We start from the raw sequence: 16631 nt of genomic DNA on the forward strand, positions 1-16631 counted from the left end.
CCATGCGCATCCTCCACATCCTCGACCACTCCCTCCCGCTGCACAGCGGCTACACCTTCCGCACCGCGGCCATCCTGCGCGAGCAGCGCGCGCTCGGCTGGGAGACATTTCACCTGACCACGCCCAAGCAGGGCTTCTCGACGGTCGAGGTGGAAGAGGCTGATGGCCTGCGCTTCTACCGCACGTTGGCGCCCGAGGGCACCGGGCTCGTTGCGCAGATGCGCCTCACCGCGCGCCGCATCGACCAACTCGTCGACCAACTGCAGCCGGACCTCATCCACGCCCACTCCCCGGTGCTCAACGCGCTGCCGGCCGAATGGGTGGGGCGCAAGCGTCGGCTGCCGGTGGTGTATGAGATGCGCGCCTCGTGGGAGGACGCCGCGGTCGACCACGGCACCACCACCGAAGGCAGCCTGCGCTACCGCGTGTCGCGCGCGCTCGAGAGCTTCGCGCTGCGCCACGCCGATCAGATCACCACCATCTGCGAAGGTCTGCGCGGCGACATTCGGCAGCGCGGCATCCCCGCCGACAAGATCACCGTGATCCCCAACGCGGTCGATGCCGAAGCCTTCCAGTTTGGCGCCGAGCCCGACGCCGCGCTGCGCAGCGAGCTCGGCCTCGACGGCTGCACCGTGCTCGGCTTTGCTGGCTCGTTCTACGGCTACGAAGGGCTCGACCTGCTGGTGGCGGCCACTGCCCGCCTGGCGGCGCGCGACCCGCAGATCCGCCTGCTGCTGGTCGGCGGCGGGGTGCAGGAAGCAAACCTCCGCAGCCAGGCCGCCGAGCTGGGCATCGCCGACCGCGTCATCTTCACCGGCCGCGTGCCGCACAACCGCGTGCAGAAGTACTACGAACTCATCGACGTGCTCGCCTATCCGCGCCTGCCGATCCGGCTCACCGAGTTGGTCACGCCCCTCAAACCGCTCGAGGCCATGGCGCAGGGCCGTATGTTCGTCGCCTCGGACGTCGGCGGCCACCGCGAGCTCGTCCGCCATGGCGAAACCGGTTTCCTGTGCAAGGCCGGCAGCGTCGAGGCCCTGGCCGACGCCATCGCCGACGTGCTCTCCCATCGCGAGCGCTGGCCCGCCATCCGCCGCCAGGCGCGCGATTTCGTCGAGCGCGAACGCACCTGGGCCAACAGCGTGGCCCGCTACCGCGAGGTCTATCGTCGTGCGCTCGCCACCCGCGGGCGCGAATCCACCCTTGCCGAGGAGGCACGCTGACCATGTGCGGCATCCACGGTCTCTACCGCCTCGACGGCGCGCGCGTCGAACCTGCCCAGCTCAGCGCGATGGGCAACGTCACCGCCCACCGCGGCCCCGATGACGAAGGCCAGCACATCACGCCCGATGGGCGCTGCGGCATCGCCATGCGCCGGCTGTCGATCATCGACCTCGAAGGCGGCCACCAGCCCATCTCCAGCGCCGACGACAACCTGTGGCTGGTGTGCAACGGCGAGATCTACAACTTCCGCGAGCTGCGCAGCGACCTGCAGGCGCGCGGCTACCGTTTCAAGACCGGTTCCGACAGCGAAGTCCTGCTTCACCTGTACGACCTCTACGGCGACGAGTTCGTGCACCGGCTCGACGGCATGTTCAACTTCGCGCTCTGGGACAACCGTCGCAAGCGCCTGCTCATCGGCCGCGACCACCTCGGCGTCAAGCCGCTGTACGTGCATCAGTCGGCCGGCATGCTCGGCTTTGCCACCGAGGCCAAGGCGCTGCTGCAGCTGCCCGGCGTGCAGGCCGAACTCAACCGCGAGGTGCTGGGCGACTACCTGCACCTGGGCTACGTACCTGCGCCGCATTCACTGTTCAAAGGCATGCGCAAGCTGCCGCCGGCCACGCTGCTGGCGGTGGAAAACGGCGAGATTCGTGAGTGGCGCTACTGGCGCCTGCCGTCCCGCATCGACCGCGTCACGTCCGAGGCCGAGTGGATCGAACGCATCGGCGCCGGCATGGAGGCCGCCGTGCTGCGCCAGATGGTGTCCGACGTGCCGATCGGCGCCTTCCTCTCGGGCGGCGTCGACTCCAGCGCCGTGGTCGCCTACATGGCCAGGCATTCCGACCAGCCGATCCGCACCTACGCCATCGGCTTCGAGGGTGGCGAGGCCGAGCGCCTGTACAACGAACTCCCCTACGCCCGCCAGGTCGCCACCCTGCTCGGCACCGAGCACCACGAGATCGTCGTCAAGCCCGATGTCGTCGGCCTGCTGCCCAAGCTGCTGTGGCACATGGACGAGCCGGTGTCCGACTCGGCCTTCCTCACCACCTACCTGGTGTCGGAGTTCGCCCGCCAGGACGTCAAGGTCATCCTGTCCGGCGTCGGCGGCGACGAGCTCTTCGGCGGCTACCGTCGCTACCTCGGCGACCACTACGTGCGCAAGCTGCAGATGCTGCCGCGCTGGTCGCGCCTGCTGATGTCGCGTACCGCCGGCCTGCTGCCGAGCGACCGCCACTCCAAACTGCTCAACACCCTGCGCCTGGCGCGCGGCTTCCTGGCCTCGGCGGAGCTGTCGCCCGACGATCGTTACCGCGCCTACCTGCAGGTACTCGACCGCGACACCGTGTCCGCGCTCACCCGCGGCGCCACTGGCAGCAGCGACGCGCTTGCCGCTGCGTTCGCCGGGGCCGGCTCTGATGACGCGCTCAACCGCATGTTCGCGGTCGATGCCGAAACCCAGCTCCCCGACGACCTGCTGCTGCTCACCGACAAGATGAGCATGGCCGTGTCGCTCGAGTGCCGCGTGCCCTTGCTCGACCGCGAGCTGGTCGAACTCGCCGCCTCCATCCCCGAGTCGCTCAAGGTCAAGAACGGCCGCCTCAAGCACCTGATGAAGAGCGCGCTGGCCGACACCCTTCCGCCCGACATCCTCGACCGCAAGAAGCGCGGCTTCGGCACGCCGATGGGCGCCTGGCTCAAGCGCGACCTCGCCCCGGTGCTGCACCGCCTGCTCGGGCGCGACGTGGTGCGCGACCGCGGCCTGTTCGACCCCGACGTGGTCGCCCGCCTGGTCGCCGACCACGAATCTGCCCGCATCGACGGCACCGACGCGCTGCTCGCCCTCATGAACCTCGAAATCTGGAGCCGGCTCTTTCTCGACCGTCACTCGCCCGACGACGTCACCGCCGAGTTGAAGAGCCTCATCGCATGAAGACGCTTATCGCATGAAGATCCTCTACGTCTGCCATCGCTTCCCGTTCCCGCCCAAGCGCGGCGGCAAGATCCGCCCCTTCAACATGATCCGCCACCTGTCGCAGAACCATGAGGTGACGGTGTGCTCGCTCGCCCGCAGCGAGGCCGAGGCGGAGGAGGGCCGTGGCATCGCGCCGCACTGCGCGCGCTTCGAGATGGCGGTGGTCTCCAACGCCGCGCAGACCCTGCGCATGGTCGCGCGCCTGCCCACACCGGTGCCCTCGTCGATGGGCTACTTCTACTCGCCCGAGCTCGCCGCCAAAGTGGACGAGCTGCTCGCCAAGGAACGCTTCGACCTCATCTTCGTGCATTGCTCGTCGGTGGCGCAGTACGTCGAGAAGGTGCGCGGCATCCCCAAGATCCTCGACTTCGGCGACATGGATTCGCAGAAGTGGCTCGAGTACGTCAACTACAAGTCCTTCCCGCTCAACATGGGCTACTGGCTCGAGGGCACCAAGCTCGTGCGCGAGGAAAAGCGCCTCGCCCGCCAGTTCGACCTGTGCACCGCCACCACCCGCGCCGAATGGGAAACGCTCGAGTCCTACCGCACCGGCGTGTCGTCCGACTGGTTCCCCAACGGTGTCGATGCCGGCTTCTTCAAGCCCGACGGCGAGGGTTACGACCCCGACACGATCAGCTTCATCGGGCGCATGGACTACTACCCCAATCAGGAGGCCATGTTCCGCTTCTGCGATGACGTGTGGCCGCTGCTGCGCAGCAAGCGCCCCGACATGAAGCTGCTCATCGTCGGCGCCGACCCGATCCCCGCGGTGCAGAAGCTGGGCGAACGGCCCGGCATCACCGTCACCGGCTCGGTGCCCGACGTGCGCCCGTTCATCCTGCGCTCGGCGGCCATGGTGGCGCCGCTCAACATCGCCCGCGGCACGCAGAACAAGATCCTCGAGGCCATGGCCATGGGCGTGCCGGTGGTGTCCAGCCGCATCGCGGCGGGCGGCGTCGACGCGGTGAGTGGGGAGCATTTCCTCGTTGCCGACACGGCCGAGGAGTACGCTCAGGCCATCAGCAGCATCGTCGACAACCCGGCCGAGCGCGCGCGTCTCGCCCAGTCCGGCCGCGACCGCATGCTGTCGCACCACGCCTGGCCGCGGTCCATGGAACGGCTCGACGCCATCATCGACCGCTGCCTTACAGAATTTCGAAGCAAGCACGGAGCAACACAATGAAGATCAGCATTTTCGGCCTCGGTTACGTCGGCGCAGTGTCGCTGGCCTGCCTCGCGCGTGACGGTCACCAGGTCATCGGCGTCGATATCGATCAGACCAAGCTCGACCTCATCAAGGCCGGCACCACCCCGGTGGTGGAAGAGGGCATGGTCGACCTCATGGCCAGCGTCGCCGCCAGCGGCCGTGTCAGCGTCACCACCGACGTCGGCCAGGCCCTGCTCGACAGCGACATCTCGCTCATCTGCGTCGGCACGCCCTCGGCGTCCAATGGCAGCCAGGACCAGGGCGCGGTGCTGCGCCTGGCCGCCGACCTCGGCAAGGCCATCGCCAGGAAGGCCGCGCCGCACGTGCTGGTGTTCCGCTCCACGCTCGCCCCGGGAACGGTGGAAGAAACCCTGATCCCCATCCTCGAGCGCGAATCCGGCAAGCGCGACGGCGAAGGCTTCTTCACCTGCTTCCAGCCCGAATTCCTGCGCGAAGGCTCGTCCATCCGCGACTACGACAAGCCGCCCTTCACCGTCATCGGCGCCAACCACGACTACCCGATCGAACGCCTGCGCGAGCTCTTCGGCCACCTGCCGTGCAAGTTCCTGCGCACCTCGGTGCGCTCGGCCGAGATGATGAAATACGCGTGCAACAACTTCCACGCGCTCAAGATCACCTTCGCCAACGAAACCGCACGCCTGTGCGAGGCGCTGGGCGTGAACCCCTTCGAGGTCATGGACCTCGTCTGCCAGGACACCCAGCTCAACATCTCGCCCGCCTACCTCAAGCCCGGCTTTGCCTTCGGCGGCTCGTGCCTGCCCAAGGACCTGCGCGCCACCACCTACCTGGCCAAGACGCACGACGTCGAGCTGCCCATGCTCGGCGGCATCATGCAGTCGAACCGCCAGCACATCGACCGCGCCATCGCCAAGGTGCTCGAATCCGGCTGCCGCAAGGTCGGCATGCTCGGTCTGTCGTTCAAGACCGGTACCGACGACCTGCGCGAAAGCCCGCTCGTCATCCTCGCCGAGCAGCTCCTCGGCAAGGGCGTGCAACTGTCGATCTTCGACCCCGACGTGCAACTGTCGCGCCTGCTCGGTGCCAACCGCCGCTTCATCGAAACGCAACTGCCGCACATCGGCGACCTGCTCAAGCCCGACCTCGACGCCATCATCGCCGAGGCCGACATGCTCATCGTCGGCGTCTCCAACCCGGCGATCTTCGACGCCCTGGCCACCCACGCGCGGCCCGAGCAGAAGGTGCTGGACCTGGTGAATCTGCCCAAGGGCATGGCGCTGCGCGCCCAGGTGGAAGGGCTCTGCTGGTGAGCACTGGCGCGGCACGGCCGGGCAGGGCGGGCGCAGCCCGCCTGTGGTTGCGACTGTTCTGGCTCAGCGCACTGCTGACGCTGGCGGTGGGCGCCACCCTCGTGCCGCACCTGCGCGACTCGGCCGAGCTCGTGCGCATGCGCAATGCGCTGCTGCTGCAGTCCGAACCCGCTACGCACGACTGGACACCCGCCAGCGTGCCCGCCGGGTTTGCGCTCGAGCGCGCCGCGCCACTGCCGCTCTATGCCGACATCGTCACCCGCAACCAGCTCGACATCGAAGGCGACGACTGGGCCACCGCGCTTGCCATCGGCCGCCACCTGCTGCCCGACGGCCGGCGCAGCGGCGGCGCCATCCAGGCCGACCTCGCCGACACCTACACCCGCATCACGCAACAGGGCGAAGGCTACTGCGGCGACTTCGCCGACAGCTTCACCGGCTTTGCCACCGCGGCGGGCGTGTTCTCGCGGCCGTGGGCGTTTTCCTTCGACGGCTTCGGTGGCCGCGGCCATATCTTCAACGAGATCTGGGACAGCCAGAACGCGCGCTGGATCATGATCGACGTGTTCAACAACTTCTACGTCACCGACGCCAGCGGCCAGCCGCTGTCGGCGATGGCTTTTCGCGCGGCGCTGCAGGCGGGCGCGACCGACATCAAGCTGGTGCCGGTCGACCCCATGGCGCGGCCGGGATTCAAGCACGAGGACAAGGCCATCGACTACTATCGCCGCGGCCTGCCCGAGTGGTACATGTGGTGGGGCAACAACGTGTTCGAGTACGACCAGGCGCCGCTGGTGCGCGCGCTGGGGGGCGTGCATCGGGCGGTGGAGCAACTCGGCGGCGTGGCCTCCGGCGTTCATCCGGTCATCCGCATCCTTGCAACCGAGCAGAACCGGGCGCAGCGCGAGGCGATCGAGTCGCTGCGCACGCGTTTGCTGGCTGTCGTCGTGTTCGGCCTCTTCGCTGGTTTGTTCTTCGTCATCTGGCTGGCCCGCCGCCGCTCGTCGCGCGGACTCAATACGCAATGAATGCACCGATTCCAGATCCCATCCTGCCGACCGCAAAGGCGAGGGCAGTGCCCGCCCTGTGCATCGTCGGGCCGTTGCCGCCGCCTTCGGGCGGCATGGCCAACCAGTGCGAGCAGCTTGTGCGCCTGCTGCGCCAGGAAGGCATCCACGTCGAACTCGTGCGCAACAACTCCCCTTACTCGCCCGAGTGGGCTGGGCGCATCCCGGTGCTGCGGGCGCTTGTCCGCCTCCTTCCATACCTGGCCAGGCTGTGGGTGGTGTCGGGCCGGGTACAGGTCATGCACATCCTCGCCAACTCCGGCTGGGCCTGGCATTTGTTCGCCGCGCCGGCGGTGTGGATCGGGCGCGCGCGGGGCGTCAGGGTGATCGTCAATTACCGTGGCGGTAACGCCGACACTTTCTTCGCCAGTGCGCCGCGCCACGTGCTCGCCACCCTGCGCATGGCCAGCGAGCGCGTCACGCCCTCGGGCTTTCTGCAGCGCGTCTTCGCGCGCTATGGTCTGGCTGCCGCGATCGTGCCGAACATCATCGACCTATCGCGCTTCAGCCCGGCACCCATACGCGACTTTGGCGATGCGCCGCACCTGATCGTTACCCGTAACCTCGAGCCGATCTACGACATCCCGACCGCAGTTGGCGCTTTTGCGCGCATCCGCCAGGTCTTGCCGGGCGCGCGGCTCACGGTCGCCGGAACCGGGCCCGAACTCGGCCGGCTGCAGGCACTGACCCGGGAACTGGGCATCGAGGACGCAGTGCGCTTCGCCGGCCGCATCGACAACGCCGACATTCCGGCGCTCTATGCCTCGGCCGATTGCATGCTCAACCCGAGCACCGTGGACAACATGCCGATTTCGATTCTCGAGGCCTTCGCCAGCGGCGTACCCGTGGTCAGCACCGACGCCGGCGGCATCCCCGACATGGTCGAGGACGGCGTGTCTGCGCGCCTGGTGCCGATCGGCGACGCCGAACGCATGGCCGCCGAGGCCTTGCGTTGTTTGGCTGAACCGGCACGCGCGGCATCCATGCGCGCCGCCGGCATCGAGGCTGCGGCGCGCTACGCCTGGCCCACGGTTCGGGAGCAATGGCTCGATCTCTACCGGCGTTTCGCCGGTCAACAGGACGCGTGATGGGGCTCTACACCGCGCTTTGCGCCAATCTTCTTTTTCCGCTGCACGAGCGGCTCAAGCATCACGACTCGGTCGCACGTCGCCGGCAACTCGAGGACAGCCAGTGGTGGCCCGCCAGCCGCATCGAGCAGCAGCGCATACAGCGCCTGCGCGCCTTTCTTGGCGAGATCGGGCGGACGGTGCCGTATTACCGCGACCTGTTCGCGCGCGAAGGCTTCGACCCTGCAGGCATCGACTCGCTTGCGGCGCTCCAGCGCCTGCCCTTCCTCACCAAGCCCGTCATCCGCACCAACGTCGAGCAGCTCAAGGCCGAAGGCCATGGTCCGCTCAGCCGCTACAACACGGGTGGATCATCCGGCGAGCCGCTGATCTTTTACATCGGCAAGTCGCGCAAGAGCCACGACGTTGCCGCCAAGTGGCGGGCCACGCGTTGGTGGGGCGTCGACATCGGCGACCCCGAACTGGTGGTGTGGGGCAGCCCGGTCGAACTCGGCGCCCAGGACCGCATTCGCCAGCTACGCGATGCGCTGATGCGCAGCCACCTGCTGCCCGCCTTCGAGATGTCGCCCGCCAACCTCGACAGGTTCGTCGACACCATTCGCCGTGTGCGCCCGGCGATGCTGTTCGGCTACCCGTCGAGCTTGTCTTTGATTGCGGAACATGCCCGCAAGAAGGGCATCGCGATGGACTCGCTCGGCATCAAGGTCGCGTTCGTCACCTCCGAGAAGCTCTACGACGAACAGCGCCGTATCATCAGCGAAACCTATGGCTGCCCGGTGGCCAACGGCTACGGCGCGCGCGACGCCGGCTTCATCGCCCACGAATGCCCCTCTGGCAGCCTGCACATCAGTGCCGAAGACATCATCGTCGAGACCGTACGCGCCGATGGCACGCCCACCGCGCAGGGCGAGGCGGGCGAGATCGTCGTCACCCACATGGCGACGGCGGAGTTCCCCTTTGTGCGATATCGCACCGGCGACGTCGGTGTGCTGAGCGATGCGCCTTGCGCCTGCGGCCGCGGCCTGCCGGTGCTGGCCGAAGTGCAGGGGCGCACTACCGATTTCGTCGTCGCGCAGGATGGAACCATCATGCACGGCCTCGCACTCATCTATACGGTGCGCGACCTGCTGGGGGTGGAGCGCTTCAAGATCGTTCAAGAATCGCTCGACCGTACAACGGTGCTGCTCGTCCCCAATGAGCGATTCGATCCTGAGTCTGAGGCACGCATCGTCCGTGAATTCAAGGCGCGTCTCGGCCTCGGTGTGGAGATATCGGTGCAGTGTGTCAATGAAATTCCGCCTGAAAAATCAGGTAAGTATCGGTATGTGACCAGCAAGGTCGATCTCGCCCTGCGTCGGGAGGCCTCTGCTCATGCGTGACCTCCTGATTACTGGAATCGTTCTGGGTGCGGTGCCATTCATCTTCCGTCATGCGTGGATCGGAGTGTTGATGTGGACCTGGCTCAGCATCATGAACCCGCACAAACTTGCGTTCGGGTTTGCACATAACGCACCGTTCGCGGCTCTAGTTGGGGGCGTGACCCTGATCGCGCTGATAACTGGCAAGGACAAGATTAGCCTGCCACGCAACGGCACTGTCTGGGCGTTGATCTTCCTCTTGCTATGGATGGGCGTCACAACCGCATTTGCCATCTACCCTGAGGACTCACTCAATCAGTTTGAGAAAGTCCTGAAGATCCAGGTCATGACCTTTGTGGCGCTTGCCGTGCTGCACGAGCGTTCGCACATCCAGTTATTCGTTTGGGTCAACGCGATGTCGATCGGATTCTACGGTTTGAAGGGCGGCCTATTCACGCTTAGATCGGGTGGTGGCGAGCGCGTTTGGGGGCCACCCGGAGGCTTCATCGAAGGTAACAACGAGCTCGGCCTGGCAATGCTGATGGTGATTCCATTGCTCTTCTATCTCTTTGCCACGACTGAGCACAAATGGGTTCGACGAGGCCTCTTGTTGACCATGCTGATGTCTGCTGTGGCCGTCCTCGGAACGCACTCGCGTGGAGCACTCCTAGCCATTGTGGCCATGGGCGGCATGTTGTGGCTTCGCTCGCCAGTCAACAAGCTCACCTCGGGTGTTGCGATTCTTGTCGCGGGGGGGCTGCTGTTCACGTTCATGCCCAGCAATTGGCACGAACGTATGGGCACGATTCGCACCTATGAGCAGGACAGCTCGGCGATGGGTCGCATCAACGCTTGGGAAACGGCACTGAATATTGCCAAAGATAGGCCTACCGGCGCCGGCTTCGAGGCCTATACGCCCCTGGTCTTCGGTATCTACGCGCCGAATCCGGCTGAGGATCGGGCGGCCAACCCGAATCACGCCAGAGCGTCGCACAGCATCTACTTTCAGGTTCTGGGAGAGCATGGCTGGATCGGGTTGTTCCTGTTCCTTTCGATCTGGTGGCTCGTGTGGCGAGAAGCGGGGCGGTTGAGGACGCAGACGAGAGGAAAACGCGAGTATGACTGGGTGGTCCATCTGGCCAGCATGTGTCAGGTAACTCTTGTTGGCTACGCAGTAGGAGGCGCTTTCCTCAGCCTTGCTTATTTCGATTTGCCGTATAACCTGATGGTGATAGTACTTGTCATGCGACGCTGGTTGGATACGCAACTGGCAAGCAGGCAGACGCCTGTCGGGAGTGCTATGCCCAGTCCTGTCGGATCTGGAGTTGTCTGAACGCACGAGGGGAGCGAGAACATAATGTTGGTTCGCCTGCTAGGAACGCTTCTCTCCCCGCCCGGTAAGCGCGGGGCCTTGTCGATCTTGATCTTTCATCGCGTGCTGGCGCGAGCGGACCCGATCTTCCCAGATGAGCCCGATGCGCAGCGCTTCGACGCGCTTTTGTCGTGGATCGGAGCGGCGTTCAACGTCATGCCGCTTGAACTCGCCGTTGTCGCGTTGGAAGAGGGACGCCTGCCTGCGCGTGCGGCGGTGATTACGTTCGATGACGGATACGCGGACAACTACACCGTGGCGCTGCCGATCCTGCAAAAGCACCGGATGAACGCGACCTTTTTCGTTGCGACGGATTTCCTCGACGGCGGCCGTATGTGGAACGACACCGTGATCGAGGCCGTACGCGGTTATGCGGGCCATCGCCTGGATCTCAGCGATCTCGGCCTTGGTCACTTCGAACTCCAGACGCCCGCGGACCGACGCAACGCGATACAGGCCTTGTTGCCGGCCATCAAATATCTGCCGGCCGTAGAGCGCAGCGCGCAGGTTGCTGCCATTGGTGAGATCGCGCGCTGCTCGCTGCCGGACGACCTGATGATGCGCTCCGACCAGTTGCGGGCGTTGCGCTCTGCCGGCATGGGCATCGGTGGGCACACATGCTCCCACCCCATACTAGCGCGCGTCGATGACGATGCAGCCTACCGGGAAATCGCAGACGGCAAGCAAACACTTGAGCACATTCTCTCGGAACCGGTGTCGCTTTTCGCTTTTCCGAACGGCAAGCCCGGCAAGGACTATGAGGCCAAGCACGTGCGGATGGTCCGCGACGCTGGGTATCGGGCCGCGGTGTCAACGTCGGCGGGTGCCGCGCGCCGTGATGCGGACGTCTTCCAGTTGCCCCGCTTCACGCCGTGGGACAGTACGCGGTTGCGCTTCGGCCTGCGTCTCGTCGATAACATGCGGGCGAGAGGGAAGGTCGCCGCATGAAGGGGCCACTCATCGTTTGCTTTTTCGTGGGGGCGACGGCCTTGGCCGCGGGCTCGGCTGCGGCGCGTGCAGGGGTGCCCCTCACCGACGGCAAGGATGGCATGACCTGTCACTACTATGCGGCCAACAGCATGCTGGCGTGGCGGCAGAGCGGGGGCGACTGGGCCGATGCGGCGGGCGCGCGCAGCGAAGACCGGCCCTATGCGAAGCAGGTGGTTTCGACTGCGAAGGCGCTGCAAGGGGTCGAGTTCGACATCACGTCGCTGGCCAACGACTGGGTGGCCGGCAAGGCGACGCCCGGCGCCCTCTACCTTCGGGGACTCGAGGGCGGCAGATCGGGCATCGTCAATTTTCTCAGCCGTGAGCACGAGAACGGCACGGCGCATCCTGAACTGCTGCTCGACTGGGACGACAGCACGCGATCGCGACTCCGTCCATCCGCGGACACCTACTTTGCGTGTCCCACGCACAAGAGCCTCGGTAGCCGGAAGATCTTCCAGGTTGGGGGAAGCTACGGTGCAGCGCTCGTGTTCCCATTTGAGGCACGCGCGGGACAGCGGGTGAAGCGGGCTGTTCTCCGACTTGCCAGCGACAAGCAGTACAGCGGTGGCGCAACGATCGGCGTGTTCAGCCTGGCACTCCCGGTGGATCCGAACGCGGAGGTGCGTACCGGCATCGCGGCCGGTTTTAGGCGCGATGCGGGAATCGAATCCCACCCTTCGGTCGTCTTTGCCGAGCGTTTCGAGGGGTGGCGTTGGCAGTCCGATTGGCAAGACGTCGACCCAAACGGCAATGCGGAAACGGTGTCGTCCGATTCAGGTAACAAATTCGCCGTGCTCGACGGCAAGGCGCTCAGGGTCAAGGTCAAGGCGCGCAGCCGGCTCGGGCTCAGCATGCACCAGCGCTTTGCCAAGCTGAAGGGCGGCGAGCCGGAGGAGATCTACTTCCGCTACTACTTGCGCTTCGGTGAGGACTGGGATCCCGTTGTCACCGGCGGCAAGCTGCCTGGGCTCGCCGGGACTTACGAACGTGCCGGGTGGGGAGGGCGCAAGCCGGATGGCACCAATGGCTGGTCGGCGCGCGGCGCGTTCTTCCAACTCCTGAAGAACGCGCCCGAGTTCGGCCCGTTCCGCTCGATCGGTTCCTACGTCTATCACATGGATGGTGCGAGTGAGTATGGAGATCCCGTTGGATGGAATCTGGGGCCCACCGGATTGCTTGAAAAGAACCGCTGGTACAGCATCGAGCAGTACGTGAAGCTCAATCGCCCAGGCTCGGCGGACGGCGTGCTGCGCGCGTGGATCGATGGCCGCCTGGCATACGAGCGTACGGATCTTCGCTATCGCAGCGTGCCGGACCTGCGTATCGAGTCGGTCTGGATGAATGTCTATCATGGCGGCATTGCCAAGGCACCGGCTGATCTGACGCTCTATATCGACAATGTGGTCATCGCGCGCGAGTACATCGGTCCGTCGGGCACCCGTTAGCGGTGAGGCGGCAGGGCCTTCGTTCATGCAGGGTGGGGTGCCTGCCCTGCTTGTCGCGCTGCTTTTCTATTGCACCCAGGCTTCGGCTACGGAGCTCGCACCCAATGCCGAGGTGCAGCGTCGAATACGGGCCCTGGCGCCCAATCAGGCGGTCAATCTTGGCCTGGCGCGTGTGCTCGGGGATTTCAATGAGGTCGCCCGGCGTTTCGAACTCGATCGTACCGGGCCGCGCGCACGCGACTATTCGCTGAAGATGGTGTGGGCGCCCGAGCGGAGTCGTGCCCTGTTCCTCGGGGCAAACCATGGTCGCCCCCACCGGCTCAACGACGTCTGGGAGTTCGATCTCGCTGCCATGGCGTGGCTGCTCCTGTACGCGCCCGATAACCCACGCAATTACGCTGATCTGGGGCGTGATGCGAGTGACGTCGTGTTCGAGGATGGCGTTCTCGTCACGCGCCGGGGCGGTCCTGCGATCATCGCTCACACCTGGTCTGGCGTGACCTACGACCCGATCCGCCGGCAAGTGCTCTTCATGAATACCTGGCCGATCAAGCAGGACGAACTGATCCGTGGGCGCGGCGGTGATCCGAAGCAGCGCTATGCCGGCCCGCCCTTGTGGTCGTTCTCGCCCGAGTCGCGCACATGGTCGCTGCACAGGGTGAACGCGGAAGCTCCCCGTGCGCCCGTCGGTGGCATGCTCGAGTACGTGCCGGAGCTGGGGGGCGCGATCTGGCATATGAACAACTGGCAGATGCGCTCGACCTGGCTGTACGAGCCGGACAAGACCCGGTGGCAGAAACTGGCTGTGGCGACAAAGAAGAACGATTTCGAGCAGAGTGCACCGTCCAGGGAGCTCGTTGGCTATCACGACCCTGTGCGCCAGTTGGTGATCGCTCGACAGGGGCGAGGCACATTCCATTTCGACACGCGCAGACGGGTATGGGAAAAGGTCGATGAAACGCCTGCGGACGCTGCAGCCGTGCCGGACGGCCATGATGCGCGCAACGTCTTCTATCACGACCCAGGCAGTGGTCACGGCCTGCTCGTTGATTTTTCGTCGCAATCCATCTGGTCCTATGACCCGGATCGCGCAGCCTGGCATCAGCAGGTGCCCGTCGGGGATCCGATGCCTGCCGGGAAGCGCATGCTGGCCTATCTCGATCCCGAATACGGGGTGCTGGTGGTGATCGACGATCGGGGAGTTTGGGCCTATCGCTATCGCTAAGATAGGTGCATGTTTTCCGCGGATGCGGTTACCGGCGGGTGAGTGTCGCACGATGCGGTGTTGTCGTTGAAAGTTGCAGCAGGCGTCTGGCATCGTGGCGCTTCACGGTTAGCGAATCGACTTTTGTCAAAGCGCCTCTTTATAACTGAATGCGATAGTGCTCGCGTTTGTGCGTAATGACTTTCTGAAAGCGTCCCGTAATTCGAGGTGCCAACATGTCAATGGCTCGTATGAAGTCGGATCTTTCAAGACTGGCTGCAAGGCTCGGTCGAGCTTTCGAATATGCACGGAAAGCGGCACGGCGTTGCGTGCTTTATCCGCATGCGTGGTTAATCCGTCGACTCCGTGGTCACTCAGTCACCGTAGTTGGCATCACGGGAAGCGCAGGCAAGACGACGACCAAGGATCTATGTCAGACCATCCTTTCCGAGTTTGGACCCTGTCAGAGTAATCCACGCTCAGAGAACGAGCATTTCGACATTGCCCAGACCATCACGAACGTGGGCAGGCGCCATCGCTTCTGTGTCCTCGAACTGTCCGGCGGGCGCCCGGGCTATCTTGATTTCGCACTTCGACTGAGCCGGCCGGATATCGCGGTCTTGACACTCATCGCACGCGATCATTTCAGTGCATTCAAGAGCCTCGAGGCGATAGCGCACGAGAAGGGAAAGATCGTGTCTTCACTGCCCGAGCGTGGTATCGCTGTGCTCAATATGGACGATCCGCTGGTCAGGCAGATCGGCGAGTCGTGCTCACGGCGCGTGCTTTGGGTCGGAAAAAGCGAAGGTGCGACGCTGAGACTGCGCGAGGCGAGATCTCGTTGGCCTCAACCTCTCACCCTAACGGTCGATTACGAGGGAAGAACCTACGATATAAGCACCGCCCTGCATGGGACTCATCTTGCACTTTCCGCGCTCATGTCATTGGGTGTGGCGGTTGCAATGAACCTCCCCATTTCAAGCGCGATTCAGGCACTCCGTAGCGCAGCTCCTCCGGAAGGACGCATGCAGGTATTGACGTTGGAGAACGGCATCACCTTTGTCCGCGATGACTGGAAGGCTCCATTATGGTCGCTGCAGGCTCCCTTCGACTTCATGAAAGATGCACAGGCACGTCGCAAGGTCTTGATCGTCGGAACACTATCCGACTATTCGGCGTCTGCATCGAAAGTGTACCCAAAGGTCGCCCGGGAAGCGCTCGAAATTGGCGACCTAGTTGTGTTCGTAGGGCCACATGCGATGCGTGCATTAAAGGCACCCATTGTGCGCGCGGAACAGGAGTTGCTGGCGTTCCCTTCTGCCGGGGAGGCTTCGGCCTACCTGCGAACAGCATTGCGTGCTGGCGATCTGGTCTTACTCAAAGGCTCGAACAAGGCAGATCACCTCGTACGACTGCTCTTGGATCAGGAAAGGCGAGTTCACTGCTGGAAGGAAAAGTGCGGTTTGGCAACGTTCTGTGCGCGGTGCCCCGTGGTCTACGCAGGTGCGCCTCCTGAAGATCACGGTGTGGAGTTCTTGCGTCGGGCAGACGAGGTGCTGCGGGCAGGCGAACTGGAGAATCCCTCCGCGACGGAGGGACCATTCGTGATTGTGGGGCTGGGCAACCCCGGGGCCGAATATTGCGACACGCCTCACAATGTGGGATATCGAGTGCTTGATCGTCTGGCAGCGCGTGTTGGAGGAGCCTGGGAGACCCACAAGGAAGGAGCGGTGAGTTTTGGGCCTTACGGAGGGACGACACTTGCGCTGTTCAAACCAGGTCTCTACATGAATCGGAGTGGCGAGGCTCTGCGGCTTTTTCTAGAGCGGGTGGGGGGCTCCCCCGAGCGATGCACAATCATTCACGATGACATCGACCTTCCTCTCGGCGATGTGCGGATCAAACGAAACGGAGGCGATGCGGGCCACCTCGGCGTTCGCTCGATCATTGGCTGTCTCGGTACCGGAGAATTCGAGCGGATACGCGTCGGCGTGCGTACCGCGGGCGATGCGCAGAAAGCGAAAGAACGCGTCTTAAAGCGTTTTTCCCCTGACGAGATATACGTCATCAATGGGTCGGTTGCGCAAGCGGCAGAGATCGCAGTCGCTCGTGTGGTCGATCTGGCCGACAGTTCTAAATCCCTGTCAGCGTGATGAAGCCAAGACGCCCCGCTTCGGGAGGGCAGCAAGACAGGGCGTAAGCGCCCGGCGAACCCATCTTCCCCCAGCCTGTTAGCCCATTGAAAATCGTGTCCATCAGATTCGATGGTGGGCACCATGGATGTGGTTATCCCGCACCGGACCCGGCGCAAGCGGGTCGGCGCAGGACTCACTGCCTTGGCCGAGCCGGGCTTTGTCCCGTGCAGGTCGCTCCCGCAGTCCAGGCGCCGGTGATCCGCGTTAAAGTGCAGCGGGC

Annotated in this window: 12 protein-coding genes; all 12 read left to right on the plus strand. The window is 64.6% G+C overall.

Features of this window, described 5'->3' with window-relative positions:
- Positions 1–2 precede the first annotated feature (2 nt).
- The 12 genes from RBT54_RS05420 to pth all read left to right on the plus strand — a co-directional run bounded on the left by RBT54_RS05420 (position 3) and on the right by pth (position 16369).
- Entirely contained in the window at positions 3–1223 is a 1221-nt protein-coding gene (locus RBT54_RS05420; protein ID WP_320364915.1) for a TIGR04063 family PEP-CTERM/XrtA system glycosyltransferase, read from the plus strand.
- Between the two features lie 2 nt (positions 1224–1225).
- A complete protein-coding gene (gene asnB, locus RBT54_RS05425; RefSeq protein WP_320364917.1) occupies positions 1226–3154 on the plus strand; it encodes an asparagine synthase (glutamine-hydrolyzing) in 1929 nt (642 codons plus the stop codon).
- Positions 3155–3167: 13 nt separating this feature from the next.
- A complete protein-coding gene (locus tag RBT54_RS05430) occupies positions 3168–4379 on the plus strand; it encodes a TIGR03087 family PEP-CTERM/XrtA system glycosyltransferase (protein WP_320364919.1) in 1212 nt (403 codons plus the stop codon).
- Positions 4376–5692: a nucleotide sugar dehydrogenase gene (locus tag RBT54_RS05435; protein ID WP_320364921.1), complete on the plus strand. Its 1317-nt coding sequence runs from the start codon at positions 4376–4378 to the stop codon at positions 5690–5692. The genes RBT54_RS05430 and RBT54_RS05435 overlap by 4 nt, the downstream gene beginning before the upstream one ends.
- Entirely contained in the window at positions 5689–6720 is a 1032-nt protein-coding gene (locus tag RBT54_RS05440; RefSeq protein WP_320364923.1) for a hypothetical protein, read from the plus strand. The genes RBT54_RS05435 and RBT54_RS05440 overlap by 4 nt, the downstream gene beginning before the upstream one ends.
- Before the next feature lie 47 nt (positions 6721–6767).
- Complete coding sequence (locus tag RBT54_RS05445) at positions 6768–7847, plus strand: glycosyltransferase family 4 protein (RefSeq protein WP_320364925.1); 1080 nt, start codon at positions 6768–6770, stop codon at positions 7845–7847.
- Positions 7844–9226 carry a phenylacetate--CoA ligase family protein gene (locus RBT54_RS05450; RefSeq protein WP_320364927.1) on the plus strand — a complete coding sequence of 461 codons (1383 nt, stop codon included), beginning with the start codon at positions 7844–7846 and terminating at the stop codon, positions 9224–9226. The genes RBT54_RS05445 and RBT54_RS05450 overlap by 4 nt, the downstream gene beginning before the upstream one ends.
- Positions 9219–10538, plus strand: coding sequence for a putative O-glycosylation ligase, exosortase A system-associated (locus RBT54_RS05455; RefSeq protein ID WP_320364929.1), 1320 nt, complete (start codon positions 9219–9221; stop codon positions 10536–10538). The genes RBT54_RS05450 and RBT54_RS05455 overlap by 8 nt, the downstream gene beginning before the upstream one ends.
- Before the next feature lie 78 nt (positions 10539–10616).
- Positions 10617–11525, plus strand: coding sequence for a polysaccharide deacetylase family protein (locus RBT54_RS05460; protein WP_320364930.1), 909 nt, complete (start codon positions 10617–10619; stop codon positions 11523–11525).
- The gene (locus tag RBT54_RS05465; protein ID WP_320364932.1) at positions 11522–13012 is read left to right on the plus strand and encodes a polysaccharide lyase; all 1491 of its coding nucleotides are present in this window, start codon (positions 11522–11524) and stop codon (positions 13010–13012) included. The genes RBT54_RS05460 and RBT54_RS05465 overlap by 4 nt, the downstream gene beginning before the upstream one ends.
- 37 nt (positions 13013–13049) lie before the next feature.
- Complete coding sequence (locus tag RBT54_RS05470) at positions 13050–14237, plus strand: hypothetical protein (RefSeq protein WP_320364933.1); 1188 nt, start codon at positions 13050–13052, stop codon at positions 14235–14237.
- Between the two features lie 221 nt (positions 14238–14458).
- A complete protein-coding gene (gene pth / locus RBT54_RS05475) occupies positions 14459–16369 on the plus strand; it encodes an aminoacyl-tRNA hydrolase (protein ID WP_320364935.1) in 1911 nt (636 codons plus the stop codon).
- The last annotated feature ends 262 nt before the right edge of the window (positions 16370–16631 follow it).

Source organism: Thauera sp., from assembly GCF_034003485.1.
Lineage (GTDB): Bacteria > Pseudomonadota > Gammaproteobacteria > Burkholderiales > Rhodocyclaceae > Thauera.

Excerpts from the sequence above, each read along its gene's own strand:
- RBT54_RS05465 (WP_320364932.1), top strand. The coding sequence starts at position 11,522 with ATGAAGGGGCCACTCATCGTTTGCTTTTTCGTGGGGGCGACGGCCTTG.
- RBT54_RS05455 (WP_320364929.1), top strand. The coding sequence starts at position 9,219 with ATGCGTGACCTCCTGATTACTGGAATCGTTCTGGGTGCGGTGCCATTC.
- RBT54_RS05435 (WP_320364921.1), top strand. The coding sequence starts at position 4,376 with ATGAAGATCAGCATTTTCGGCCTCGGTTACGTCGGCGCAGTGTCGCTG.
- pth (WP_320364935.1), top strand. The coding sequence starts at position 14,459 with ATGGCTCGTATGAAGTCGGATCTTTCAAGACTGGCTGCAAGGCTCGGT.
- RBT54_RS05420 (WP_320364915.1), top strand. The coding sequence starts at position 3 with ATGCGCATCCTCCACATCCTCGACCACTCCCTCCCGCTGCACAGCGGC.
- asnB (WP_320364917.1), top strand. The coding sequence starts at position 1,226 with ATGTGCGGCATCCACGGTCTCTACCGCCTCGACGGCGCGCGCGTCGAA.
- RBT54_RS05430 (WP_320364919.1), top strand. The coding sequence starts at position 3,168 with ATGAAGATCCTCTACGTCTGCCATCGCTTCCCGTTCCCGCCCAAGCGC.